General features: G+C 75.2%; 21 protein-coding genes. 12 read left to right on the forward strand and 9 right to left on the reverse strand.

Annotated features, from left to right (window positions below):
• Positions 1-16 precede the first annotated feature (16 nt).
• Genes ABD823_RS28860 through ABD823_RS28870 form a run of 3 tightly spaced genes read right to left on the reverse strand, consistent with a single transcriptional unit; the run spans position 17 to position 3,368 of the window.
• Entirely contained in the window at positions 17-970 is a 954-nt protein-coding gene (locus ABD823_RS28860) for a sugar kinase (protein ID WP_344865085.1), read from the reverse strand.
• Positions 967-1,755, reverse strand: coding sequence for an IclR family transcriptional regulator (locus tag ABD823_RS28865; protein WP_344865087.1), 789 nt, complete (start codon positions 1,753-1,755; stop codon positions 967-969). Before ABD823_RS28865 ends, ABD823_RS28860 begins: the two co-directional genes overlap by 4 nt.
• The gene (locus ABD823_RS28870) at positions 1,752-3,368 is read right to left on the reverse strand and encodes an N-acyl-D-amino-acid deacylase family protein (RefSeq protein WP_344865089.1); all 1,617 of its coding nucleotides are present in this window, start codon (positions 3,366-3,368) and stop codon (positions 1,752-1,754) included. Before ABD823_RS28870 ends, ABD823_RS28865 begins: the two co-directional genes overlap by 4 nt.
• A gap of 134 nt (positions 3,369-3,502) precedes the next feature.
• On the opposite strand from ABD823_RS28870, the gene ABD823_RS28875 reads away from it, so the two are divergent.
• Genes ABD823_RS28875 through ABD823_RS28885 form a run of 3 tightly spaced genes read left to right on the forward strand, consistent with a single transcriptional unit; the run spans position 3,503 to position 6,554 of the window.
• Positions 3,503-4,765, forward strand: coding sequence for an extracellular solute-binding protein (locus tag ABD823_RS28875; RefSeq protein ID WP_344865091.1), 1,263 nt, complete (start codon positions 3,503-3,505; stop codon positions 4,763-4,765).
• A 2-nt stretch (positions 4,766-4,767) separates the two neighbouring features.
• Positions 4,768-5,718, forward strand: coding sequence for a carbohydrate ABC transporter permease (locus ABD823_RS28880; RefSeq protein WP_344865093.1), 951 nt, complete (start codon positions 4,768-4,770; stop codon positions 5,716-5,718).
• A complete protein-coding gene (locus ABD823_RS28885) occupies positions 5,715-6,554 on the forward strand; it encodes a carbohydrate ABC transporter permease (protein WP_344865094.1) in 840 nt (279 codons plus the stop codon). The genes ABD823_RS28880 and ABD823_RS28885 overlap by 4 nt, the downstream gene beginning before the upstream one ends.
• 104 nt (positions 6,555-6,658) lie before the next feature.
• Here ABD823_RS28885 and ABD823_RS28890 read toward each other — a convergent pair whose 3' ends face one another.
• Positions 6,659-6,922 (reverse strand): dsRBD fold-containing protein, encoded by a 264-nt coding sequence (locus ABD823_RS28890; protein ID WP_344865096.1) that lies wholly within the window; start codon positions 6,920-6,922, stop codon positions 6,659-6,661.
• Between the two features lie 454 nt (positions 6,923-7,376).
• On the opposite strand from ABD823_RS28890, the gene ABD823_RS28895 reads away from it, so the two are divergent.
• From ABD823_RS28895 to ABD823_RS28915, 5 genes are all read left to right on the forward strand, one after another.
• On the forward strand, positions 7,377-8,546 hold the full coding sequence (locus ABD823_RS28895; RefSeq protein ID WP_344865098.1) for a UDP-N-acetylglucosamine--N-acetylmuramyl-(pentapeptide) pyrophosphoryl-undecaprenol N-acetylglucosamine transferase: 1,170 nt from the start codon (positions 7,377-7,379) through the stop codon (positions 8,544-8,546).
• 938 nt (positions 8,547-9,484) lie between these two features.
• On the forward strand, positions 9,485-9,742 hold the full coding sequence (locus ABD823_RS28900; RefSeq protein ID WP_344865100.1) for a hypothetical protein: 258 nt from the start codon (positions 9,485-9,487) through the stop codon (positions 9,740-9,742).
• Between the two features lie 101 nt (positions 9,743-9,843).
• Positions 9,844-10,074 carry a DUF2277 family protein gene (locus ABD823_RS28905; RefSeq protein WP_344865102.1) on the forward strand — a complete coding sequence of 77 codons (231 nt, stop codon included), beginning with the start codon at positions 9,844-9,846 and terminating at the stop codon, positions 10,072-10,074.
• Between the two features lie 228 nt (positions 10,075-10,302).
• A complete protein-coding gene (locus tag ABD823_RS28910; RefSeq protein ID WP_344865104.1) occupies positions 10,303-10,800 on the forward strand; it encodes a DUF2975 domain-containing protein in 498 nt (165 codons plus the stop codon).
• A complete protein-coding gene (locus ABD823_RS28915) occupies positions 10,800-11,021 on the forward strand; it encodes a helix-turn-helix domain-containing protein (RefSeq protein ID WP_344865106.1) in 222 nt (73 codons plus the stop codon). The genes ABD823_RS28910 and ABD823_RS28915 overlap by 1 nt, the downstream gene beginning before the upstream one ends.
• Before the next feature lie 80 nt (positions 11,022-11,101).
• Here the strand turns inward: ABD823_RS28915 and ABD823_RS28920 are convergent, their stop codons facing one another.
• The 3 genes from ABD823_RS28920 to ABD823_RS28930 all read right to left on the reverse strand — a co-directional run bounded on the left by ABD823_RS28920 (position 11,102) and on the right by ABD823_RS28930 (position 14,586).
• Positions 11,102-11,869 carry an ABC transporter permease gene (locus ABD823_RS28920; protein WP_344865108.1) on the reverse strand — a complete coding sequence of 256 codons (768 nt, stop codon included), beginning with the start codon at positions 11,867-11,869 and terminating at the stop codon, positions 11,102-11,104.
• 110 nt (positions 11,870-11,979) lie between these two features.
• The gene (locus tag ABD823_RS28925; protein WP_344865110.1) at positions 11,980-12,951 is read right to left on the reverse strand and encodes an ATP-binding cassette domain-containing protein; all 972 of its coding nucleotides are present in this window, start codon (positions 12,949-12,951) and stop codon (positions 11,980-11,982) included.
• A gap of 447 nt (positions 12,952-13,398) precedes the next feature.
• On the reverse strand, positions 13,399-14,586 hold the full coding sequence (locus ABD823_RS28930) for a lysozyme (RefSeq protein ID WP_344865112.1): 1,188 nt from the start codon (positions 14,584-14,586) through the stop codon (positions 13,399-13,401).
• Between the two features lie 236 nt (positions 14,587-14,822).
• Here ABD823_RS28930 and ABD823_RS28935 point away from each other — a divergent pair, with 236 nt between their 5' ends.
• Positions 14,823-15,770, forward strand: a complete 948-nt coding sequence (locus ABD823_RS28935) for a serine hydrolase (RefSeq protein WP_344865114.1) — start codon at positions 14,823-14,825, stop codon at positions 15,768-15,770.
• A 169-nt stretch (positions 15,771-15,939) separates the two neighbouring features.
• Positions 15,940-16,269 carry an ArsR/SmtB family transcription factor gene (locus tag ABD823_RS28940; RefSeq protein ID WP_344865116.1) on the forward strand — a complete coding sequence of 110 codons (330 nt, stop codon included), beginning with the start codon at positions 15,940-15,942 and terminating at the stop codon, positions 16,267-16,269.
• Between the two features lie 19 nt (positions 16,270-16,288).
• On the opposite strand, the gene ABD823_RS28945 is transcribed toward ABD823_RS28940, so the two are convergent.
• Both ABD823_RS28945 and ABD823_RS28950 read right to left on the reverse strand, forming a co-directional pair.
• Entirely contained in the window at positions 16,289-18,493 is a 2,205-nt protein-coding gene (locus ABD823_RS28945) for a hypothetical protein (RefSeq protein WP_344865118.1), read from the reverse strand.
• A gap of 297 nt (positions 18,494-18,790) precedes the next feature.
• A complete protein-coding gene (locus tag ABD823_RS28950) occupies positions 18,791-19,954 on the reverse strand; it encodes an ADP-ribosylglycohydrolase family protein (RefSeq protein ID WP_344865120.1) in 1,164 nt (387 codons plus the stop codon).
• Positions 19,955-20,311: 357 nt separating this feature from the next.
• On the opposite strand from ABD823_RS28950, the gene ABD823_RS28955 reads away from it, so the two are divergent.
• Entirely contained in the window at positions 20,312-22,393 is a 2,082-nt protein-coding gene (locus ABD823_RS28955) for a hypothetical protein (protein ID WP_344865122.1), read from the forward strand.
• A gap of 114 nt (positions 22,394-22,507) precedes the next feature.
• Positions 22,508-23,209 carry an RraA family protein gene (locus tag ABD823_RS28960; RefSeq protein ID WP_344865124.1) on the forward strand — a complete coding sequence of 234 codons (702 nt, stop codon included), beginning with the start codon at positions 22,508-22,510 and terminating at the stop codon, positions 23,207-23,209.
• The last annotated feature ends 119 nt before the right edge of the window (positions 23,210-23,328 follow it).

The raw sequence follows: 23,328 nt of genomic DNA on the forward strand, positions 1-23,328 counted from the left end.
GTCGTCTCCCGGGCCCCTACCGGTCGACCCCGTCGGCCCGGTGGAGCAGTTCCAGGTCTGCGCGGCGGGGCAGGCTCTCCCAGTCGCCGCTCGCGGTCACCGCGCAGGCCCCGGCGGCGCAGGCGGTCGCCAGGCACCGCTCGGGGTCCGCCCCGGCCAGCCGGTCGGCCAGCCATCCGGCGGCGAAGGCGTCGCCCGCCCCGACGGGGTCCACCTCGGTGACCGGGTAGGGCTCGGCCCGCCGTACCACGCCGTCGCAGAACGCCAGCGCGCCGCGCGCCCCGAGCTTGACGAGCACGTGGCGCGGGCCCAGCGCGGCGAGGGAGCGGGCCAGGGCGGCGGGGCCGTCGGACTCGGGGCCCCCGGTGAACAGGCGGGCCTCGGCCTCGGTCGCGAAGACCGCGTCGGCGGCCGCGACCAGCTCGCGCAGTCCGGCGGCGGCCGCGCCGGGCGTCCACAGCGCGCGGCGGTAGTTGACGTCCAGCGAGACGAACACCCCCGCGTCGCGCGCCTCGGCGACGGCGGCGCGGACCGCGTCCCGGGCGGAGTCCGAGAGGGCGGGGGTGATGCCCGTGACGTGCAGGACGCGGGCCGCGCGGATCAGCCCCGGATCGAGATCGTCCGGGCGGAGCCGGGAACCCGCGCTCGCCGAGCGGTAGTAGCGCACGTCCACCGCGTCGGCGCTGCGCCTGCCCTTGACCATCAGGCCGGTGGGCGCGCCGGCGTCGACGACCGCCCGGGAGACGTCGACATGTTCGCCGGCCAGGGTGGCGCGGACCAGTGCGCCGAACTCGTCGTCGCCGACCCGGCCGATCCACGCCGCCCGCAGGCCCAGGCGGGTGACGCCGATCGCCACGTTCGACTCCGCGCCGCCCACCCCGAGGTCGAAGTCCCGGGCGTGCCGGAGCAGGCCGGTGCGGCGGGCGGTGAACAGGGCCATGGTCTCGCCGAGCGTCACCAGGTCGGTCATCGGAGGGCTCCCAGCTTTCTGGAGATGCGCAGGGCGGCCCCCGCCACCAGCGGTCCCAGGTCCCGCACCCGCGCGGCGGTGATCCGCGAGGACAGGCCCGAGACCGACAGGGCGGAGGCCACGGTGTCGTCGTGGGTGAAGATGGGTGCGGCCACGCAGCGGACCTCGGGCTCGTTCTCCCGGTCGTCGACCGCGTAGCCGCGCTGCCGGATCCGCGCCAGGTCGGCGCGGAGCCGGTCGGGGTCGGTGATCGTGTGCCGGGTGCGGGCGGGCATCCCGGCGGCCGCGACCCGCTCGACGGCCTCCTCCGGCTGCCAGGCGAGGATCGCCTTGCCGACGGCGGTGCAGTAGAGCTCGCCCCGGCTGCCGATGCGGGAGGCCATGCGCACGGTGGCCTCGTTCTCGACCTTGTCGATGTAGACGACGTACGGCGGGTCGTACACGACCAGGTGGACGGTCTCGCGCACCTGGAGCATCAGCCGGTGGGTCTCCTCCGCCGCCGCGGCCCGCAGGTCGAGCGTGGACAGGTAGGCCTGGCCGAGGTGGAGCGCGCCGTACCCCAGCCGGTAGGCGCCGCTGCGGCGGTCGCGCTCCAGGAGCCTGGCCTCCACCAGCGGGGCGGTCAGGCGCAGCACGGTGCTCTTGGCCAGCCCGAGCGCCTCGGCCAGCCGGGACAGGGACAGGCCCTGGCCGGCGCCCGCGTGGTCGCGCACGTACTCCAGCACGGCCAGCGCCCGCCGGAGCGAGGCCGACTGGTTGCGCTCCCGGCCCTCCGCCCCGCTCACCGCGGCCTCAGCGGTCGTCCGGGGCGCGCGCCGGTGAGGGCGCCGCCCGCGAGCACGGGCACGCCGCCGACCAGCACGTCGTCGATGCCCTCGGCGAGCAGGCGCGGCCGGGCGTAGTCGGCGGTGTCGGCCACCCGGTCCGGGTCGATCAGCACCAGGTCGGCCGCCATGCCGGGACGGACGGTGCCCCGGTCCGGCAGGCGGAAGCGCCGCGCGGGCCGCGCCGACAGGTGCGCGACGGCCTCCTGCCAGGTCCAGTCGCCGAGCTCGCGGACGTGGCGGCCGAGGAAACGGGCGAACGCCCCGAAGGCCCGCGGATGCGGGTGGCCGCCCAGGTGGATGCCGTCGGAGCCGCCCAGGTGGGCGGGGTGCCGCAGCAGCAGCCGCATGGAGGTGTCGTCGTTGCCCGGCGGCTGGGCGAACACGCAGCTGGCGGCGAGCCCGGTGGCGACCAGCAGGTCGGCGCAGAACTCGGCGGGCTCCCGGCCGGCCTCGGCCGCGGCCTCGTCCAGGTGCCGGCCCTCGGCCCAGGCGAAGGCGGCGGAGGGCACGTGCGCCAGCACGATGCGGTGCCAGAGCGCGGGGTCGGTCTCGCGGGCCAGGCGGCGCCGTACGGCGGGCTCGTGCAGGAGCGCCACCGTGCGGTCCAGGTCGGGGCGGGCGGTGCCGCCGTCCGGGCCGCCGTCCGGGCCGCCGTCCGGGCCGCCGTCCGGGCCGGCGGCCCCGCCGACGGCTCCGCCGGGGGCGCCCGCGTCGAGGTCGCGGGGGAGCGCGACCATCGCCAGGATGCTGAACCCGCTCAGGTAGGGGTAGCTGTCGAAGGTGACGTCCAGGCCCGCGGCCAGCGCCCGGTCGACCATCCCGGCGAGCGGCTCCCCGGGGCCGTGGTAGTGGGAGACGTGCAGCGCCACCCCCGCCTGCTCGGCGATCAGCCGGGCCTCGGCCATGCCCGCCGCGGCGGCCTGCTCGTATCCCCGCATGTGGGTCACGTACGGCAGGCCGGCCCGGGCGACGGGCGCGCACAGCGCGGCGAGCTCGGCGGCGTCGCCGTACCGGCCGGGCACGTACTCCAGGCCGCTGGAGAGCCCGGCGGCCCCGTCCTCCAGCCCCTGCTCCACCAGGCGGAGCATCTGACCGGGGTCGCCCGCGGCGGCGTGCCGGACGGTGCCGTGCGGTACGAGGTAGACCGTGTTGAGGGCGGTGGTGCGGTCGTAAGTGGCCAGCAGGCCGGCCACGCTCACCCCGGTGCCGTCCAGCGCGGGATGCGCACCGTTGATCGCGGCGAAGTAGCGGGTGACGAAGCGCAGCGTCTCGGGACCGGCCGGGGCGAAGGACAGGCCGTCCTGCCCGAGCACGAACGTCGTCACGCCCTGCCGGAGCGCGGCGAGCTGCACCTCGGGGTCGAGCACGGTGGCGTCGCCGTGGACGTGGGCGTCGATGAAACCGGGGGCCACCAGGCGGCCGGCGGCGTCGATCCGGGCGGCGGCCGCCCCGGCCGCCGACAGGTCGCCGACCGCCTCGACCCGGCCGCCGCGCACGCCGACGTCGGCGGGGTACGGCGGGGCGCCGGTGCCGTCGACGACCCGGCCGCCCGAAATGAGCACGTCGAACACGAGGTCAACGTAGAGGTCCCGCGCGGCCGGTGCCACATTTGCGGCACGTCGTTCTGCATTGCAGAACAATCGTAAACAAGCCTTCCGAATGCCGCGGACCGCTTCCTAGGGTCGGCCGCCAGGAGGAGGTAGCAGTGAAGATCCTGCACTGGACCGCGGCCGGCCTGGCCCTGCTGACCCTGGCGGCGTGCGCGCCGTCCACCGCCCCCGCCGCCGGCGGCGGCGACGAGAGATCGGGGACCCTGCGCGTGTGGCTCTTCGACGAGCCGAACCGCGCCCCCAAGGAGAAGGTCGTCGGCGAGGCGATCAGGGAGTTCACCGCGGCCAACGCGGGCGTGCAGGTGGAGGTCGCCTACATCCCGACCACGCCCGCGCGGCACGAGAGGTTCAAGGGCGCCTTCAACGACCCCGCCAGCGCACCCGACGTCGCGGAGTACGGCAACACCGACCTGGCGGAGTACGCCGCCGCCGGGGGGTTCGCCGACCTGTCCGCCGACCTGTCGGCCTGGTCCGAGGGCGGGGACGTCGGCGCGGACCTGCTGAAGTCGGCCACCGTGGACGGCAAGGTCTACGGCCTGCCGTGGTACGTCGGCGTCCGGGCCCTCTACTACCGCACCGACGTCTTCGACGAGCTCGGCCTGGAGCCGCCGGAGAGCATGGCGGAGCTGGCGGAGACCGCCCGCGAGATCAGGAAGCGCAAGCCCGAGCTGTACGGCCTGGCGGTCGGCGGCGAGTACACCTTCGGCGCGCTCCCGTTCGTCTGGAGCGCCGGGGGCGACATCGAGAGCCTCGACAGCGCCGCCTCGCGCAAGGGCGTCAAGGCGTACACCGACCTGCTGCGCGACGACAACTGCCCGCCGCAGGCCTGCGCGAGCCTCACCGGAGGCAAGACCGTCGAGCTGTTCGCGAGCGGCAAGGCCGCCATGGCCATCCTCGGCAACTTCAACCGGTCCGCGGTCGACGCGGGCGCGGCGGCGGGCAAGTACGCGGTGGTGCCGCTGCCGGGCGTCGAGAAGGGCTCCGTCGCCCCGGCGTTCGCCGGCGGCAACAACCTCGGCGTCATGAGGAGCAGCCGGCACCGCACGCTCGCGGTGAAGTTCCTGCAGCTGCTGGGCGGCAAGACCTACCAGACCAAGATGTACGAGGCGATGGGCAACCTGCCCACGCTGACCTCGGCCCGCGACGAGCTGGCGGCCAGGGATCCCTTCCTGGAGCCGTTCCTGGACACGGTGGCGGCGGGCACCCGATTCGTCCCGATCCACCCGGCCTGGGGGAAGATCGACAACCAGAAGGTCATCCCGACCATGCTGCAGAAGATCGCGACCGGGCAGGCCGGCGTCGAGGAGGCGACCACCGAGGCCGCGGCCGCGGTGAAGGCCGCCTTCGGCCGGTCGTGACCGTGGCCGCCACGACCACCCCGGGCGCCGTGCGGGCCGCGGCGCCCGCGGGCCCGGGGCCGCGGCCCCGGAACCGGCGCGCGGCCGGGCTGCGGCCCTGGCTCTACCTGCTGCCCACGGGGGCGGTGCTGGTGCCGCTGTTCGGCTACCCGATCTACATGCTGGGCCTGCTGTCGGTCTTCGACTACCGGCAGGCCCAGGTCAGCGGGGGCGAACCGGCGCGCTTCGTGGGGTTCGGGAACTACGCGGCGCTCCTGGGCGACGAGCGGTTCTGGTCGGTGCTCGGGCAGACGGTCGCCTTCGCCGCCGCGCTGGTGGTCTCCACCCTGGCGGTCGGCGCGGCGCTCGCCGTGGTGCTGACCCGGGCCGGCCGGGTGCCCCGCCTGCTGCTCTCGGTGGCCGCCATGGCGGCCTGGGCGGCCCCGGCGATGACCGGCTCCACGGTCTGGATGTTCCTGTTCGACACCGATCTCGGCCTGGTCAACCAGGTGCTCGGCATCGAGGGCCACAACTGGTTCTACGACCGGTGGAGCGCCTTCGGGGTGGTCGGCCTGACCGTGGTCTGGCACTCCTTCCCCTTCGTCATGATCACCCTCTACGCGGGGATCCAGGCGATCCCCGGCTCCGTGCTGGAGGCGGCGGCGCTCGACGGGGCGTCGGCCTGGCACTCCTTCTGGCGGATCATCGTGCCGATGCTCCGCCCGCTGATCACGATCGTGGTGATCCAGTCGATCATCTGGGACTTCAAGATCTTCACGCAGATCTACGTGATGACCAACGGCGGCGGCGTCGCGGGCCAGAACTCCGTGCTCAACGTCTACGCCTACCAGACGGCCTTCGGGTCGTCGGAGTACGGTCTCGGCTCGGCGATCGGCGTCGTCATGACGCTGATCCTGCTGGCGGTGACCCTGTTCTACATCCGCGCGCTGCACCGTTCGGGGGAGGACCTGTGAGCAGACCCCGGCCGCTGGCGAGCGCCGTCGCGGTGGTCGCGGCGCTCGCCACGCTCTTCCCGATCTACTGGATGGTGCTGTCCGCGCTGAAGCCCGCAGGGGAGATCCAGTCGCTCCAGGTGCGGCCCTGGACCCTGGCGCCCACTCTGGAGCACTTCCGGCGGGTGCTCACCGGGGAGGACTTCGGCCGCTACCTGCTCAACAGCCTCGGCGTCGCGCTCGCGGTCGTCGCGCTCTCGGCGGTGACGGCCTTCCTGGCCGCCGTGGCGGTGACCCGGTTCCGCTTCCGGTTCCGCACCACCGTGCTGATCATGTTCCTGGTGGCGCAGATGGTGCCCGTGGAGGCGCTCACCATCCCGCTGTTCTTCCTCGTCCGCGACCTCGGCGCGGTGGTCCCCGCGGTCGGGCTGAACACCCTCGGCTCGCTGGTCCTGGTCCACCTGGCGTTCTCGCTGCCGTTCGCGATCTGGATGATGCGCGGGTTCGTCGCCGCGGTGCCCGAGGCGCTGGAGGAGGCCGCGATGATCGACGGGGCGAGCCGGCCCGTCGTGCTGTGGCGGATCCTGTTCCCGCTCGTCGCCCCGGGGCTGGTCGCCACCAGCGTGTTCTCCTTCATCACCGCGTGGAACGACTTCGTCTTCGCCCGGACCTTCATCATCTCGGCCCAGGAGAACCAGACGCTGCCCGCCGCCCTGCTGGTCTTCTTCAAGCCCGACGAGAGCGACTGGGGAGGCATCATGGCGGCCTCGACCCTCATGACCGTCCCGGTGCTGGTCTTCTTCGTCGCGGTCCAGCGCAGGCTGGTCGCCGGGCTGGGCGGGGCGGTGAAGGACTGACCCGGCGGCCCCGGACCCGGGTGCGGGTACGGAGGACGGCCCGGCGGCACGGGCACGGGCACGGCCCGGCGCCGATCGCCGGGCCGTGCCGTACGGCGTGCTCCTCAGTGTCTTCTGAGCTCGGCCTCCTCCATGACGTCGGCCGCGGCGTCGCCCATCAGCCTGCCGGACAGGTCCGCCAGCACCCGGCCGGCCGCCAGTTCGTCGCCGATGTCCGGGACCGGCCGGTCGGTGGGGTTGCGCCGCGCGTACTCGACGCTCTCGTAGGTGCGGCCGTCGGGGATGTCCAGTACGGCCTGGGCCGAGGTGACCCGGTCGTTGTCGTCCTCGACGATGGTGATCTGTACGTTCCACTGCTTGGTCTGCATGACGGAGTGCCTCCTTACGGGCGGGTGGTCCGCGACCGCCCGCGGTGCGGGAGGGACACCGGCGGCGTGCCCGTCGCGCGGGAGCGCGCCGCCCGCGCGGGACCCGCCCGTCCTGGCGCCGGTGCCCCTCTCGAAATACTGGAGATGATGATTTATGGGCTTTCGTACCCGTATGTGGCGGTATGTCACTCCGTTATCCGCAGAGAGGACGCGCGGACCGGCGCCGCGCCGCCGGTGGTGGCCGCCTCAGGAGCGGCGGTCCTGTCCGGCTCGGTGCTCCGCCTCGCCTCCACGGAGCCCGCCGGCGAGCGTGCAGGCCGACCGGCGCGCAGGTGAGGCGGGTGTCACAGGGAGGGGGCGAAATTGGATCTTCGTTGATCTCCGGGTAGCGTGCCCGAGTCCGCCCGGTACATCCAGATGCACCGACAACCGTATCCCCGGAGGAAACGCACGCATGAATGCCGGAAACCGTCAGACCCTGCGGATGCTCGTCACCGGAGGCGGGACCGGCGGCCACACCTACCCCGCGCTCACCACCGTCGCGACCGCGCGCGAGCAGGCCGCCGCTCACGGCTACGGCCTCGACGTGCTCTGGGTGGGGACGGCGAACGGCCTGGAAGCCCGCATCGCGGCCGAGAACGGCATCCCCTTCCGCGCGATCAAGACGGGGAAGCTGCGCCGCTCGCCCGGCCTGCGGGAGCTGGCGGCCAACCTCACCGACATGTTCCGCATCCCCGTCGGCATCCTCCAGGCGTTCGGCATCGCCGCCCGTTACCGGCCGGACGTCGTGCTCTCCACCGGCGGGTACGTCTGCGTGCCGCTGGGGCTGGCCTCGCGGGTGCTGCGCCGCCCGCTCGTGATGCACGAGCAGATCACCGCGCTCGGCCTGGCCAACCGCATCCTGGCGCGGGTCGCCACCCGGATCGCGCTCACCCACCCGTCGTCGATGGAGCACCTGCCCGCCAAGGCCAGGGAGCGGGCCGTCGTCACCGGCAACCCCGTCCGCCCCCACCTGCTGCGCGGCAACGCCCCGTCGGGCCGGTGGCACTTCGGCTTCACGCCCGAGGTGCCCCTGGTGTACGTGACCGGGGGCGCGCAGGGCAGCCTCCAGATCAACACCCTGATCGAGGAGATCCTGCCCTCCCTGCTGGAGAAGGCCCAGGTGCTCCACCAGTGCGGCCCGAACTGGGTGGAGCGGCTCACGGAGGCGGCCGAGCGCCTCCCCGCGCACCTGAGGGAGCGCTACCGCCCGGTGCCCTTCGTGGGGGACGAGCTCGCCGACGTGCTGGCCGCCGCCGACGTCGTGGTCTCCCGCAGCGGTGCCGGTGCCGTCGCCGAGCTGACCGCGGTGGGCAAGCCGTCGGTCCTCATCCCCCTGGTGCCCTCCGCCGGGGACGAGCAGCGCCAGAACGCCCGCTACCTGGCCGAGGCGGGGGCGGCCCGGGCACTGCTGGAGAACGGGCCCCGGTCGGAGCAGCTCCTCGCCGAGCTCGACGCGCTCCTCGGCGACCCCGGGCTCCGCACCGAGATGGCCCGGGCGGCCAAGTCGCTCGGCCGGGTCGACGCGGCCGGCGCCCTGGCCGGGATGGTCCTGGACGAGGCGGGCGTCTTCGACTTCCGGTGATCCGCGGTTCCGGTGATCCGCGGGGGCCGCGCCGGGGAAGGTCCCGGGCGGTGCCCGCGGGCGTTCCGGCGCGGAGCCGCGGCGGCCGGTCCCCTCAGTCCCCCCGGGAGCGGCCGCCCCGGTCCTGCGGACGCCCGCGACCGCGACGGCGGAGGCGCCGAGCATCCCCCGATGACCGGGAAGACCACGAGCCAGGCCAGGGCCGGGGCCGTGCCCGGGAACCGCGTGCGCGTCGGCTCCGCCGACGCGCCGTACGGGGCGTAGACGCCCAGGGGGAGACCCTCCGGCGCACCCGCCGCTCAGCGGTGACCGGGCGATCAGCGCGCCGGAGGCGGGTGCGGATCAGAGGAGGAGGAAGAGCGGGGAGAGGGCCATTCCCGGATCGAAGCGCACCCTGAAGGCGAGGGCGGCCCAGGCGGCCGCGTGGAGCGCCGGGGCCGTCATCCGGGCGAGGAAGGCTCCGGCCACGCGGGCGGCGAGCCCGGGAGGCCGCCTCCCCGGTGCGTTCGCCGGTGCGGCCGGGCGGCGGGCCGCCGGCGGCGGGTGGCGCCGGTCCGGCGCCGGAGAGGTCTTCCCCGGGGGCCGGCGGCGTGGACCGCTCTCGCGGGGAGGGATGTCCGGATGCGGTGGTGTTCTCTGCCCTTCGGCCGTCCTTTCGGGGAGGGTGGGATGTGGTGGGTAATTTGATGGCAAAAACCGCTGAATGTGGAACGCGTCGCGCCGGTCGGTTGTTGTGGATTGTCCACCACTCGCCGTGAGTGGTCCGCCGTGCCGGCGGGCGGCGTCCGCGGGCGGCCCGCCGTACCGGGAACCGGTCGGGGCGCCGGAGAGCGCCGGAAAATGTCGGTGCGGTGCGACAGGATGAAGGTGTGAGCACGATCTGAGCGATCGACGGGTGCCGCCGCGACCGGGCGGCTCCCAGAGAGAGGAGGCACACGATGCCCACCGCGATGAGCGTCTCCGACCTGGCCGACGTCCTCTTCGCCTCTCCGCTGCAGGCGTCGGACGACCCCTCGCCGGAGCAGGTGCGCGCGGTGATCGAGGACCGGTTGCGCGCCTGCGACGAGGACATCGCCGACTGCGTGGCCTGCGTCGCGCAGGAGGCCGGAGACCACCCCGAGACCTACCGGGAGCGGATGCGCTGGGCCCTGCGCGCCGCCGACCGGATCGGCTCCGCGGCCCTGGCCGCGCACTGACGGTCCCGGTGCCGATCCCTCCCGATGACCGCTCCGCGCCGAGCGGGCGGATCCACCGGGAGGCATGGGCACCGGGGCGCGGATCGACGTAAGGTCCTGCCATGTGCCGGAGCATCAAGACTCTTCGAGAGCCCTACACCGACGACGTGACCGATGAGGACGTGCGGGCCGCGGCGCTCCAGTACGTCCGGAAGATCTCCGGGTTCCGGGCGCCGTCCGCCCGCAACGCCGAGGCGTTCGAGCGCGCCGTGGACGCCGTCGCCGCAGCGACCGCGGCACTCCTGGACGACCTGCAGGTGCGGCCCGCCCGCCAGGGGCGGCCCCGGCCCTGATCCGTCCGCGCTCCGGTCCGCCCGCGCTCTGACCCGGCCACGTTCCGGTCCCCTGCGCCCCGGTACGCCCCTGCCCCGGTCCGTCCGCCTCCTGGTGCGGAGGCGTCGCTCCGGTTCGCCGCGTCGGCGGATCCACTCCGCCCGTCTTCCTCCGCCGGTCGATCCGTCGCTTGCCGATTCTATCGATTATCGATAGATTCCAATCGTGCTTCGATAGGAGGAGAGGCGATGAGAAAGCTGGTGGTGCCCGCGCTGCGGGCGGTGCTCGTGGTGCTGTTCGCCGGCTCGGTGTTCGTGCAGGCGGTCATGGTGCCGCTGCTGGCCGCCGACCTGGAGGGGCTCCGGCCGGAGTTCGCGTACCTGCGCGCCCCGATCCTCGTGATCACGTTCCTGGGCGTCGTGGCGGCCCAGGTCGTGCTGGCCTGCGTGTGGCGCCTGGTGACGATGGTGCGACGCGGGACGGTGTTCTCCCACGCCGCCTTCCGGTACGTGGACATCGTGATCGGCGCCATCGTGGCGGCCGCCCTCCTGGTGTTCGCGTTCGCGGTCGTCCTGGCGCCGGGCGACCCCGTCCCGCCGGGCGTGGTCCTGCTGATGTGCGGGGCCGCCGTGGCGGTCCTGGGGGTCGCGCTCATCGTGCTCGTGCTGCGGATGCTGCTCGCCCAGGCGGTCGCGCGCGACGCCGAGGCGGCGAAGATGCAGGCCGAGCTGGACGAGGTGATCTGATGCCGATCGTCGTCGACATCGACGTGATGCTGGCCAGGCGGAAGATGTCCGTGGGCGAGCTCGCGGACCGGGTCGGGATCACGCCCGCCAACCTGGCGGTGCTCAAGAACGGCCGTGCCAAGGCGGTGCGCTTCACGACGCTCGCCGCGCTCTGCGAGGTGCTCGAGTGCCAGCCGGGGGACCTGCTGCGCTGGGAGGCCGAGGACGCGGCGGGCGGGTGACGGGTGGCGCCGCCGGCCGTACGCCCGCCGGGTCGTGCCCGGGCCGGACCTGAGCCGTGCCCGGGCCGGATCCGGCGCCGTCAGACGCCGCGCCGCATGGCCCGCACGCCCAGCGCCAGTCCCGCTGCGGCGACCGCGCAGGCCGCGAGCGCGCCGTACGGCACCGCGGCGTCGGCGAACCGGCCGGCGAACAGCGCCCGCTCCGCCTCGACGATGTGGGCGACCGGGTTGACCGCGGCGGCGGCCTGCAGCCACGACGGGCCGAAGTCCATCGGCAGCAGCATGCCCGACAGCAGCAGCAGCGGGAACATCACCATCTGGGTGACCCCGTAGAACAGCTCCCCGCCCGGCTGGGAGGCGATCGCCAGGACGAAGGAGAGCGAGCCCAGCCCGACCCCGAAGACGGCCAGCAGCGCCAGCCCGGCCAGCACCCCGGCCGGGTCCGGCCGGAAGCCCAGGGGAACCGCCAGCACGATGATCAGCACGGCCTGCGCCAGCAGGAGCGCGAACTCCTTCAGCGTCCGGCCGACCAGCATCGCCGTACGGCTCAGCGGGGTGACCATCATCCGCTCCAGGGAGCCGCCGAGCAGCTCCACGAGCAGGGTGTAGCCGGCCATCATCGGCCCGGACAGGCACATCATGACCAGGATGCCGGGCGCGAACCACTGCCACGGCGAGGCGCCGGTCCCCTCCCCGAAGCCGGGCGTGCCCGCCAGCAGCGGGCCGAACAGGAACAGGAACAGCAGGGGCTGTGCCATGGTGAACAGCAGGCCGAGGGGATCGCGCAGCACGGGGGCGAACTCGCGGGAGAAGACGGTCGCGGTGTCGCGGATGAAGCGCATGCTCATGTCACGCCTTTCTGGTGGGGTGTGCCTGGGACCGGGTCGTCCGGATGCGGGGCGCCACCGGGAGGGCGGCCGGCGGCGGGCCGGGGCTCGCTCACGCGGTGGTGGGGCGCTCACGCGGCGGCGGGCGCGCCGTCGCTCTCGCGCAGGGTGCGGCCGGTGAGCGCGAGGAAGACGTCGTCCAGCGTGGGCCGGGCGGTCTCGGCGGCGGCGGCCTTGACCCCGGCCGCCTCCAGGGCGCGCAGATACTCCGGCAGGGCCGCGTCCGCGCGGGGCACCCGCAGCCGCACGGCCGTCCCCTCGGCGGAGACCTCGCCCGGCGCGGCGAACCGCTCGGCGACCGCGGCCGCCCGCGCCGCGTCCTGGGCGTCGTGGACCGTGACCGTGATGCGGTCGCCGGCCAGGTCGCTCTTGAGCCGCTCGGTCGTCCCGTCGGCGATGACCCGGCCGTGGTCGATGATCACCACCCGCTCGGCCATGCTGTCGGCCTCCTCCAGGTAGTGGGTGGTCAGCAGGACGGTCGTGCCGTACTCCGCCCGCAGCCGCAGGATGTGCTGCCAGATGTCGGCGCGGCTGTGCGGGTCGAGCCCGGTCGACGGCTCGTCCAGGAAGAGCAGGTCGGGGCGGTGGACGAGGCCCAGGGCGATGTCGAGGCGGCGCCGCTGGCCGCCGGAGAGGGTGCCGGGCCTGCGCAGGGCCAGCGGGCGCAGCTCCAGCAGGTCGAGCACCTCCTCGGCCCGGCGCCGGGCCTCGGCGCGGGTCATGCCGTAGCAGCGGCCCTGGGTCACCAGCTCGTCGCGGACCCGGAAGTTCTCGCCGGCGCCGTTCTTCTGCCCGACGTAGCCGATGCGGGCGCGCACCCCGGCGGGGTCCGCCACGATGTCCCGGCCCGCCACGGTCGCGGTCCCCGAGGTCGGCGGCAGCAGGGTGGTCAGCATCCGCAGGGTGGTGGACTTCCCGGCGCCGTTCGGGCCGAGGAAGGCGACCAGCCGGCCGGCCTCCACCTCCAGGTCGATGCCGCGCACGGCCTCGACGCGTTCCTTGTTCACCTTGAACGTCCGGGTCAGTCCGCGGGCATGGATCATCGTCCCCTCCTCGGGGTCGGCTACGGGCGGGATGCGGGCACGGCGAACAAGCCCCGGGCCGGGGCTCCTTTTCGCGGAGACGGGTCCATCCTGCGCCGCGGACGCGGGGTCTGGCAAACCTGAAACGTACATTCATGTCTGCTCTGACCTGCGGAAACGCAATGCCGAAGATCGCTGGGGAAGGGTCGCGGAGATTTTTTCCGGCACGCCGCAGCCGCGGTGACCTGGGCTTTCCCCGCGCGGGTCCGCGAGGCGGGGGAGATTCCCGGACGGCGGCCGCGGGCGGGGCGCACGGCGTTCCCGGGAGCGCGGCGCGCGGCCCGCCGTACGGTGTCCTCCCCTGCCCGGCGGCCGCGGGTGGTGCCTACGGTCCCCCGGCCGGTTCCCGGTGTCCGGGCCGTTCCCGGTCTCCGGGCCCCTGCCGGCGGCGGGGTCCGGAGCGCCGGGTCATCGGCGGGGACGGACGTCGACGCGGTCGCTGCGGCTCCGGGAGGCCAGCCGGAGCGCGTCCCCGGCGTAGACCACCTGCCAGGAGCCGTCCCGGACGGCCCTGAACCTCTTGCGGAAGGCACCGCCGGAGCCGGTCCGGACGGTGGCCATCGTCCGCCAGGTACGGGAACCGCGGGCCTTGAACCTGATGGCGACCCGCTGCCCGGGCAGGGCCCGGTTCCCGGCGGTCTGGCGCAGGGTGCCGGAGACGGTGAGCTTGCGGCCCTTGCGGACCGGTTCCGGCCGGGCGTTGACCGAGGTGATGCGGGTGGCGGCCTTCCCGGCCGCCGGGCGCGCGGGGGCCGCGGCCTTCCCGCCGGTGGCCAGCAGCCCCAGCTCCTCGGCGGTGCCGTTGAAGACGTTCTGGTCGCCGGGCAGGACGCCGGAGTCCGCGTACTGCCAGATGGCGTGGCGGGTCCAGCCCGCGGGCAGGGCGCCGATGGACGAGGAGTAGCGGGCGAGCCAGAGCGGGTGGTCGCCGAAGGCGGCGCTGTCGCCGGTGCAGGTCTGCCACCAGTAGGTGTTGGTGTAGACGGCCGGGAGCCGTCCGGTGAGGGCCAGGTAGCGGTCGCTGAAGGCGCGGATCCAGTCCACCATCTGGGCGGGCGACAGGTCGTAGCAGATGTCCAGCCCGTTGGAGGACTGGTAGGGGTTGAACTCGATGTCGAGCACGCCCGGCAGGGTCCAGCCGTCGGCCGTCCAGCCGCCGCCGTTCCGGACGAAGTGGTCGGCCTGGGCCGCGCCGCCGGACTTGTGCGGGAGCGCGAAGTGGTAGGCGCCCCTGATCATCCCGACCTGCCGTGACCCGTCGTACTGCTGGGCGTAGTAGGGGTTGCGGTAGGTGACCGACTCGGTGGCCTTGACGTAGGCGAACCGGGCGCCGGCGCGGTACGCCGCGTCCCACGACACGTTCCCCTGGTGGGAGCTGACGTCCACCCCCTGGATGCCGGCGGGCGCGGAGGCGGCCGCACGCACGGCCGGGCCGCCGCCGGGAAGGCCCGGGGCACCGGGGGAGACGGCGGGCGCGGCCGGGGCGGGGCCGGGGAGTGCCGCCGCGGACGCGGCCAGGGCGGGACCGGGGAGCGCCGCCGACGCGGCGACGGTGACGGCCAGGCCGCCGAGCAGGATTCCGAAAAGCCTTCTCATTCCTCCTCGTTCCGCGCAGGACGCCGTGCGGCGTCGGTCGTCCTCCTCCCGATCGGCCGCCGCGGGGAGGGGATGAGGGGCGCGCGGTGTGACCCACGTCACCGCCCGGTACCGGTGCCGGCCCCGGTACCGGGCGGGCGGTTCCCGGGGAGGGGGCCGGGGGCGGTGCCCGTCGATCCGCCCGGTCAAGGAAACTCGATATTCCGAATTTTTAGATTTCCGGTTAACGTGGAGGCGTGAACAGCGTTCTCTCTCTGCTGCTGGCCGCGACCCTGGCCGCCCCGGCGGGCACCGCCGCCCCCGCCGGCCTGAAGGACGCCGAGGCCGTGCTGGCCTACCTGCGCGCCCACCCCGGCGACGTCTCGCTGGTGACCCAGGGCATCCGGCACAACGCCGACCGCCGCGCGCCCGTGGCGTCCACCATCAAGATCATCCATCTCGCCGCCTACGCCGACGCCGTACGCGAGGGCACGGTCACGCCGGACGAGCGCGTCCCCGTGGCCCGGTGGAACGCCTACCACGTCCCCGGCACCGACGGCGGGGCCCACGAGGCGGCGCTCAAGCGCCTGGCGCCCGGCGTGACCGTCACCCTCGACCAGCTCGTCTCCGCCATGATCGAGGAGAGCGACAACGCCGCCGCCGACCTGCTGCGCGACCGGCTCGGCCCCGGCGCGCTGCGCCGGATCGCGCGTACCCCCGTCGGCACGGTCAACGGCGAGATCCTGCGCGCCTTCGGCGGCTGCGCGCTCCCGGCCGACGCCTGCCTGGAGAGGCACGTCGCGGGCGGCGGGAAGACCACCCCCACGCTGCCGGACTTCGGCCGCCAGGCATCCTGGGCCGAGACGGTGACCCGGGTCGAACCCGGCGTGCTGCACCGGGTGCTCGCGGGGCTCCGGAAGGACACCCTGGCCCGCAGGCACCTGGAGTGGCCGATGCGGCAGCCGGGCGCCGACCCCGGCAGGCTCCGCATCGGCACCAAGGGCGGCCTGCTGCCCGGCGTCATCAGCGAGGCCATGTACACCGTCCGGCCCGGCGAGCGGCCGCGCGAGACCGTCCTGGTGCTGCACCGGCTGCCCGAGGAGACCTGGTCCTCCGGGGCGCGCAGCTATGCTCATCAGCAGTTCATCGTGCGGATGGCGACCGACCCCGCCTTCCGGGCGAAAGTGCGTGCGGCATTGAAGTGAGGCTACGCTGACCAGCGTCGACGACCGGATCGCAGAGCTCGAGGCGCGGGTCGCCGCGCTGGAGGCCCGGTTCGCCGCCCCCGAGGCACCGCCGGCGGCCGACGACGACACCGGCCTGATCACCTACGGCGGCCAGGCCAGGTTCGGCGGCTACCGGTGGGAGTGGGAGATGACCCGCAGCCCCGGCCGCCTGCTCCGGCACCCGGTCGGCCCCCTGGCCGCCGTGCTCGCCGCCGCCGGGCACCCGGCCCGCTTCGAGATCCTGCAGGCGCTGGTCGCCGGGCCGAAGCCGATCGCCGAGCTCCAGGCCGAGCTGGCGCTCGCCTCGCCCGGCCAGCTCTACCACCACCTCAAGACGCTGGCCTCGGCCGGGCTGGTCGAGCAGCCCGAACGGGGCGTCTACCGGGTGCCGCCGCACGCCATCTTCCCCGTGCTGGCCCTGGCCAGCGCCGCGGCCGACGTGGCCGAGCGCTCCGACGGCCGGCCCGCCTCCCCCTGAGGGCCCTTCCCGGCCGCGCTCAGTTGGTGCGGGTGTTGGGCAGGTGGTCGCCCAGGTAGCCGACCCACACCTTGCCGGTGGCGCCGCCGGAGTCGTCGTGGAAGTACATCCGCGGCGCGGGGTAGCCGACCGGCCGCAGCTTCACGTGCGCCTCCATCAGCAGCCGCCCGGAGGGGTCGACCTCCGGCGGGACGGGGAAGGTCCGGGGCTCGCTGAACCTCGGGGTGCCGGTCACGCTCCTCGACTCGCGCATCGCCAGCATCCCGGTCGGGATGGTATGGCGCCCGGGCACGCCGTGGGCGCACCAGTCGTAGAACCCGCCCGCGAACTCCCCGGCCGCGCGCGCCCCGGCGAAGTCGTCCAGGGCGCGCAGCGCGTCCCAGGCCTTGCCCGCCCAGGTACGGCAGAGCGCCGGATGCTCCAGGTCCAGGCGGGCGGCGGTGGCGTCGGTGTCCCCGATGACGACGTGCGCCAGGCTCTCCCGGGCCCGGACCAGCACCTCGACCAGGCCGGTCGGCTCGAAGACCTCCTCCCCGCCCGCGGTGCCGGTCGCGCCCCCCGGGCCCGCCGCACCCGGGGTCTCGGGCCGGCCGTACACCGGGCGGCCCGCCTCGGCGAGCATCCGCTCCAGGCGGCGCACCCGCTCGGCGAGCCTGCGGTTCTCCGAGACGACCCCGGCGTACTCGGCCTGCAGCAGCCGGTGCTCCTCCAGGAGGCCGTCCGGCCCGTCCGCGTCCCGGCCACCCGCCTCCGCCGTCACCGCGGGCGGCCGGGCGCCGTGCCGCTCGGCGAGGAGGTCGCGCAGCCCGGACAGGTGCGCGCCCAGGACCCGGATCTCCCGGAGCAGCCGGTCGGCTCCGCCGTCCGGGCCGGGCCCCGCGACCAGGCTCAGCGCGCTCTCCAGCTCACCGCGGAGCTCCTTGACCACGGCGTCGGCCACCGCGCCGGCGACTGTTCCGGCGACCGCGCCGGCCAGGGACTGCGCGAACCCGGTCCCGGCCGGTACGGGAAGGCCGGCGGGCGCCTCGCGGAGCGCCGGGGCCTCACCGCCGTCGCGGGGGCCGTCCGCCGGACCGGCCACCGTGCCGCTTCCCGCACTGTTTCCCGTGCCGTTTCCAGGGTCGGGTACGGCGGCCGTCCCGCCGGGCGCGGTCGCCGCGGGGGTCCGGGCGGCCGGGGGAACCGCAGGCGGCCTCGGGGGGACGGGTCGCGGAGCGGCGGACCCCGGCGGGGCGGCGGGTCCCGCGGGAGCGGGCGGCCGGGGGCGCCGGGCCAGGGCCATCATGCGCTCCCGCAGCGCCTCGCGCCGCGGGTCGGCGGGGGCGGGCGGGGGCGCCGCCGCCGCGGCGATGGCCTCCAGCCCCGCCGTCCCGGCGAGGACGCGGCGGACGGCGGTCATCGTCCGGCGCACGTCGCCGGGGAGCTCGCCGTGGGCCGTCCGGCCGAGCACCCCGTCGACGATCACGTCGAGCGCGGCGGCCCCCTGACCGCGCAGCCGGGCGCCTCCCATGACCGGGTGCCGCTCGGGGCGGCGCTCCGCGGAGGGGTCGAACGGCGCGAGATAGGTGCGGACGGCGCCGCCGAACACGCCGAGCCGCTCGCCCACGACCCGGTTGAACAGGTCCTGGGCGCGCAGGTCCGCAGGCCGTACGACCAGGGCCGCCCCGGCGACCGCGGCGGCCAGGCGGTCGGCGCGGTCGCGCTCCGCACCCGGGACCCGGGTGTCCGCGGAGACGACCACGACCGGGACCCTCCGGCCGGGTTCGGTCATCGTCCGGACGAACCGGTCCACCTCGGTCTCGTCGAGCACCACCGGGGCGTCCTCGACGTGCACGGCACCGTCGGTGATGCGCGCGGTGCGCAGGTAGTCGGGGAGGAAGCCGGGTGCGCCGACCGCCTGCGGCTCCCCCCCGCCGTGCTGCTCCACGGTGACGACGACCCACCCCGTCATGCCCGGCACCGGTTCGGCGTAGACCGCCTCCGTCCGGAGGAACCCGCCGTCGCACGGCTCGTCGAGCCGGTAGCGCCCGCATCCGCTGCCCCGGCGCTCCATGGTGCGCCGCGCCCCGCCGGCCTCGTCGTCGCCGTTCGGCAGGGCCCTGCTCGCGGGCGGGAACCCCTTGGTCTCGGTCCAGCCGGAGAAGGCGCGGTGCAGCCGGAGGGAGATCGGGGCCTCCCGGTCACGCAGCACCGCCTGGTACAACCGCGTCACCTGGGGTGCCATGGACCGGACCACCTCCGAGTCGGGGGACGCCCGGATGACCGGGACGGAGCGTACATGGAGGAACCTGGAGCGTTATCGTAAGCGCCACCTTATGGGAGTCACCGTGCCGATCTCCACAGAACGGCCAGCCGTCGGCCGGAGAGGGCGGGCCGAGAGGGCGATCGGAGGCCGGGGCGGCGGCCGGGGCCGGGCCGAGGGACGGCGGGACGGGCCGGCTCGGACTGTTCGAGCCGTACCAGGCCGGTCCCACGACCGGTTGAGGCAGGTTCGAGCCGGTTCCGGCCGGTTCGGGGCGGTTCAGGCCGAGGGGTAGCGCGACAGGAGGTCGCGGAGCGCGCGGTCGCCGGAGCGGGCGCCGCCGAAGGCGGACTGGCCGCCGTCTTCGCTGTCTTCGCCGCTTTCACCGATTTCACCGCTGAAGACGGCGGCGAAGTCGTCGGCGACCCGCAGGATGGTCTCCCGGCCCTCCACGGCCCCGGCCCAGTCGGCGGGCAGGGCGGCCTCGCCGTACGCCGCGCCGACGATGTTGCCGCAGATCGCGCCGGTGGAGTCGGCGTCCCCGGAGTGGTTGACCGCCAGCAGCAGAGCCCGGCGCGGATCGGGCTCGGCCAGGGCGCAGTAGACGGCGATGGCCAGCGCCTCCTCGGCGATCCAGGCCCCGCCGAGCGTCTCCACCTTCTCGGGCGTGGGATCGCCCGCCTCGGCCAGCCTCCGCGCGGCACGCAGGGCCCGGCGGGTCTCCCGGTGCTCGGGCCCCTGGTCCTCGAAGCAGGACAGCAGCAGGTCGGTCGAGTCCACCGCCTCGGGCAGCGGGTCGCCCGCGACGAGCCGGCGGACGAGGTGGGCCAGGGCGCCGGAGGCGACGGCGGCGGTGGGATGGCCGTGGGTGATGCGGGCGGCGGCCATGGCGAGCGTGACCGGGTCGTCGGGGACGTCCTCGGCGTGCAGGCCGAAGGGGGCCGAGCGCATGACGGTGCCGCAGCCCTTGGAGTCGGGGTTGACCGGCCCGTGCGCCGGCGGCGTCTCCGGCGGGGGAGGGGTGGTCCCGGAGCGCAGGCCGGACAGGCAGGCGTTTCCGGGGGCGCGGCGGGCGTACAGCCACGCCTCGGTGCGCAGCCAGCCGGTGCGGAAGCCGTCCTCCCCGCCGCCGTCGCCGGGGCGCGGCGCCGGGCGGCTCTGGGTGTCGAGCCAGCGCAGGTAGGCGTCGCGCACGGCGGTGAGGGGGTCACCGCAGTGCAGGTAGGCCCTGATCAGGCCCTCGGCGGTGAACAGCGTCATCTGCGTGTCGTCGGTGATCTCGGTCTCGACCATGGCGGTGAGGCCCGCCGGGCCGTATCGGGCGCGGATCTCGGCCAGGGAGTCGAACTCGACGGGGTTGCCGAGCGCGTCGCCGACGGCGCCGCCGAGCAGGCAGCCCCGGACACGGGAGCGGTACGGGGTGATCGTCGCGGGGTCGCTCATGCTCTGTCCTCGTGGTTCTCGTGGTTCTCGTGGTCCTGGTGGTCCTCGCCGTGGCGTCGTGCGGGCCCCGGATGCCGGAAAGGTCGGTACGGTGCAAGGAAATCATAGTGTGAATAGAATCCACAATATATGTTCTGGTTTCAATGGTGTAGACGATGTGGAGCCGCCTTGTCGGATGCGCCTCGGCGCCCCGCTGCGACGGGCCGTCACGGGGGCCCGGCCCTCGGCGGACGGCACCCCGGCGCCCCGTCTCCACGGCCGCGGGTCCGCCTGCCCGCCCGGCGCTTTCCGGCCTGCGGCGGGCACCGTTGTGGAATGCTCGCACCAGATCACGGGACGGAGAGGACGAGCGGGTTGGTGCGCACGTATTTCGATCCGGAGGAGGCCGAGGAGTACGAGGCGGCCATGGATGTGCTGGTCCGCCGGTGCGTGGCCTGGGCGGGGGAACGCGGCCTGGAGGCCGACGGGCTGGTCCTGTCGGCGGCGCTGGAGGCCCGGCACGTCAGCGTGGACGGCCGGCTCGGCCACTGGACGCCGCAGGAGGTCCGCCGCGTCCTGCTGGAGTGGATCCCCCGGCAGGTGACCGCCGTCCCCGGCGAGCTGGACACCGCTCCGCAGAGCCTGCTGACCCTGCTGCGCTACCTCGACGCCTGCGGGCTGCGCGACCCGCGCGGTGCCACGATGGCGGAGCTGGAGCGGGCCGTCGCCGAGACCGCCGCCGAATACCCGGCGGCGATGGCGGACCCGACCCGCTGGGGGATCGCGAAGTTCTGGGCGATGACGGCGCTGGAACACGGCGTCGACCTCACCGACGGCACGGCGTTCGCCCGCTTCCGGCGCGACCTCGACGCGGGGCGCGTCGACTACGACCAGCGGGTGCTCGACCAGTTGCTGCAGCGGCGGCTGACCGAGCCGGACCTCGGCGGCGAACGGGCGTTCCCCCAGCCTCCGGTGCGGCTGCCACCCGGGACCGAGCTGGCGGAGGCGGCCTCCGGCAGCGCGGTGCTCTCCAGACTGGCCGCCCTCGTCGGTTGGGTCGGCGCGGACGGCCGGGCCCTCACCGCCGCCGGGAACCTCCGCCTGCAGGACGCCCGTGAGCTGGCGGAGCTGCTCGGCACCGGCGAGCAGGACCTCAAGGTCCGCACCGCGGCCGAGATGACCGGGCTCGGCCTGCTGCTGGCCTGGGTGAAGAAGGCGCGGCTGGTGCGGGTGAGCAAGGGCAGGCTGGTGCGGGTCGCCAAGGCCGCGCCGCTGCTGCGCGACCCGCTCGCCCTGTGGCACCGGGCGTTCGAGGCGTTCCTCGGCCTCGGGGAGGCCGTCTGCGCCCCGGCCGGGCGGTGGACCCCGGCCTCGCTGCTCGCCGCGGACTTCGACGAGCTCCTGCCCGACGCGCTGAACTCGGTCTACGGCATGCCGCACCCCATGCCGATGGCCCGGCTGACGGAGACGATGTGGTACGCCTGCACCGAGTACCACTGGGACCTCTCCGGCGAGGGCGACCCGGTGGATGGAGGATGGCGGGAACGGTTCGACCGCGAGGTGGAGCGGGCGTTCGCGGTCCTGGCCGAGCTGGGAGCGGTCGAGCTGAGCCACGGCGTGGCGGACGAGCTGTACTCCACCGACCTGCACGCCCTCCGGGCGGCCGAGGGCCGGCCGCCCTCCGCGTACGACGGCGGCCCCGACGGATCCGGCGACCGTGACCTGCCGGACCTGCCGTTCCCTCCGCAGGTGCGCGAACGGCTCCTCGCCCGCCTCGCCGAGCCCGGCACCCTGGTACGGCTGACGCCCCTGGGCGTCAGCGCGGTGCGCGAGCGCATGCTCGCCCAGGGCCGGGACGCGCCGCTGCTCGGGGAACTGGCCGGTGCCGCACCCGCCGAGATGCTCGGCGTGGTCGCCCAGCACTACCCGCCGGAGGAGGCCGGAGCGGAGGTCCAGGGCTGGCTGGCCGCGCACGGCGGGGACGTCGAGCCGCTGCTGCAGGCCGTACGGGACTGCCCGTTCCGCACCCGGGCCGCGGCCCTGCTGGGCACCCTCGTCACCTGCCTCGACGACGGGCCCGCGCTCCTGGAACGGCTCCGCCGCGACCCCGTGCTGGGGCCGATCGCGGTGGCCGCCCTCATCGAGGACGGGACGCTCCACCCGGAGAAGCTCACCGAGCGGGAGAGCGCGCTCATGCTCGCCGAGGGGATGCTCGGCCTGCTGGAGCTCGGCGGGCCCGAGGCGGTGCGGGAGCAGATCGCGTCCCTGGCCGGGCCGGGAGCCGAGCTGACCGAGCTCGTGCTGGGCTCGGGGCATCCCGACGAGACGGGGCTGGAGGAGTTCCGCACGCTGGTGGCGCTGCCGCTGCGGAGCCGGGGCCGCCCGCTCCGCCTGGTGCGGAGCCCGGCCCCCGGTTCCCGGGGCCGCCCCACCGGGCACGGGCGCAGGCGCAGGCGCTGACCGGTCCGCCGGGCACGGGGGCGGAGCCGAGAGGTCCGCCGGCCCGGAAACGGCCCTCGACCCCGGCGCTTCCGCACGCTTGAGTGGGGGCAGGCCGCGAGAGAGGAGACGGGAATGGACCACGCGGAGCTGCGCAAGCGGTTCGCGGCGCTGACCACGGCCCACCTGGCGGACGGCTGCGTCCGCGCGGGGATCCCGGTGCGCTGCGTGTCCCTGCGCGCGGTGTCGCCCGGTGACCGCCTGGCCGGGCGGGTGCTCCCCGCCCGGCACACCGGCAGTGTCGACGTCTTCCTGGAGGCGTTCGAGGAGGCCGCCCCCGGTGACGTGCTGGTGGCCGACAACGGCGGGCGGCGCGACGAGAGCTGCGTCGGCGACCTCGTGGTGCTGGAGGCGCGGGCCGCCGGGCTGGGCGGGATCGTCATCTGGGGGCTGCACCGCGACACGGCCGACATCCGGGAGATCGGGCTGCCGGTCTTCAGCCTGGGGTCGATCCCGACCGGCCCGCTCCGCCTCGACGCCCGTCCAGCCGGGGCGCTGGAGTCCGCCACCGTGGGGGAGTGGACCGTGGACCGGGACGACCTGGTCCTGGGCGACGACGACGGCGTGCTCTTCGTGCCGGCCGCCCGCGCCGGGGAGGTGTTCACCCTCGCGGAGGCGATCCGCGACACCGAGCGGCGCCAGGCCGACCGGATCCGGGAGGGCTCCTCCCTCCGCCAGCAGGTCGGGTTCGGCGCCTACCTCGCCCGGCGCGTGCGGGAGCCCTCCCTGACCTTCCGCGAGCACCTGCGCTCCGTGGGCGGGGCCATCGAGGAGTGACCCGGCGAGGGGCCGCCTGCCGCCGCCCGGGCGGCGGGGTGCGGCCCGGGGAGGAGCGGCGGGAGGCGGCCCCGGGGCGCCGCACCGGAGGTGAGGCACCGCGGGCGCCGCGCCGGGAA

It is taken from the genome of Planomonospora alba (assembly GCF_039534085.1).
Classification (GTDB): Bacteria; Actinomycetota; Actinomycetes; order Streptosporangiales; family Streptosporangiaceae; genus Planomonospora_B; species Planomonospora_B alba.

Excerpts from the sequence above, each read along its gene's own strand:
- ABD823_RS28860 (WP_344865085.1), bottom strand. The coding sequence starts at position 970 with ATGACCGACCTGGTGACGCTCGGCGAGACCATGGCCCTGTTCACCGCC.
- ABD823_RS28890 (WP_344865096.1), bottom strand. The coding sequence starts at position 6,922 with ATGCAGACCAAGCAGTGGAACGTACAGATCACCATCGTCGAGGACGAC.
- ABD823_RS28895 (WP_344865098.1), top strand. The coding sequence starts at position 7,377 with ATGAATGCCGGAAACCGTCAGACCCTGCGGATGCTCGTCACCGGAGGC.
- ABD823_RS28900 (WP_344865100.1), top strand. The coding sequence starts at position 9,485 with ATGCCCACCGCGATGAGCGTCTCCGACCTGGCCGACGTCCTCTTCGCC.
- ABD823_RS28905 (WP_344865102.1), top strand. The coding sequence starts at position 9,844 with ATGTGCCGGAGCATCAAGACTCTTCGAGAGCCCTACACCGACGACGTG.
- ABD823_RS28910 (WP_344865104.1), top strand. The coding sequence starts at position 10,303 with ATGAGAAAGCTGGTGGTGCCCGCGCTGCGGGCGGTGCTCGTGGTGCTG.
- ABD823_RS28915 (WP_344865106.1), top strand. The coding sequence starts at position 10,800 with ATGCCGATCGTCGTCGACATCGACGTGATGCTGGCCAGGCGGAAGATG.
- ABD823_RS28920 (WP_344865108.1), bottom strand. The coding sequence starts at position 11,869 with ATGAGCATGCGCTTCATCCGCGACACCGCGACCGTCTTCTCCCGCGAG.
- ABD823_RS28925 (WP_344865110.1), bottom strand. The coding sequence starts at position 12,951 with ATGATCCATGCCCGCGGACTGACCCGGACGTTCAAGGTGAACAAGGAA.
- ABD823_RS28930 (WP_344865112.1), bottom strand. The coding sequence starts at position 14,586 with ATGAGAAGGCTTTTCGGAATCCTGCTCGGCGGCCTGGCCGTCACCGTC.
- ABD823_RS28940 (WP_344865116.1), top strand. The coding sequence starts at position 15,940 with ATGACCCGCAGCCCCGGCCGCCTGCTCCGGCACCCGGTCGGCCCCCTG.
- ABD823_RS28945 (WP_344865118.1), bottom strand. The coding sequence starts at position 18,493 with ATGGCACCCCAGGTGACGCGGTTGTACCAGGCGGTGCTGCGTGACCGG.
- ABD823_RS28950 (WP_344865120.1), bottom strand. The coding sequence starts at position 19,954 with ATGAGCGACCCCGCGACGATCACCCCGTACCGCTCCCGTGTCCGGGGC.
- ABD823_RS28960 (WP_344865124.1), top strand. The coding sequence starts at position 22,508 with ATGGACCACGCGGAGCTGCGCAAGCGGTTCGCGGCGCTGACCACGGCC.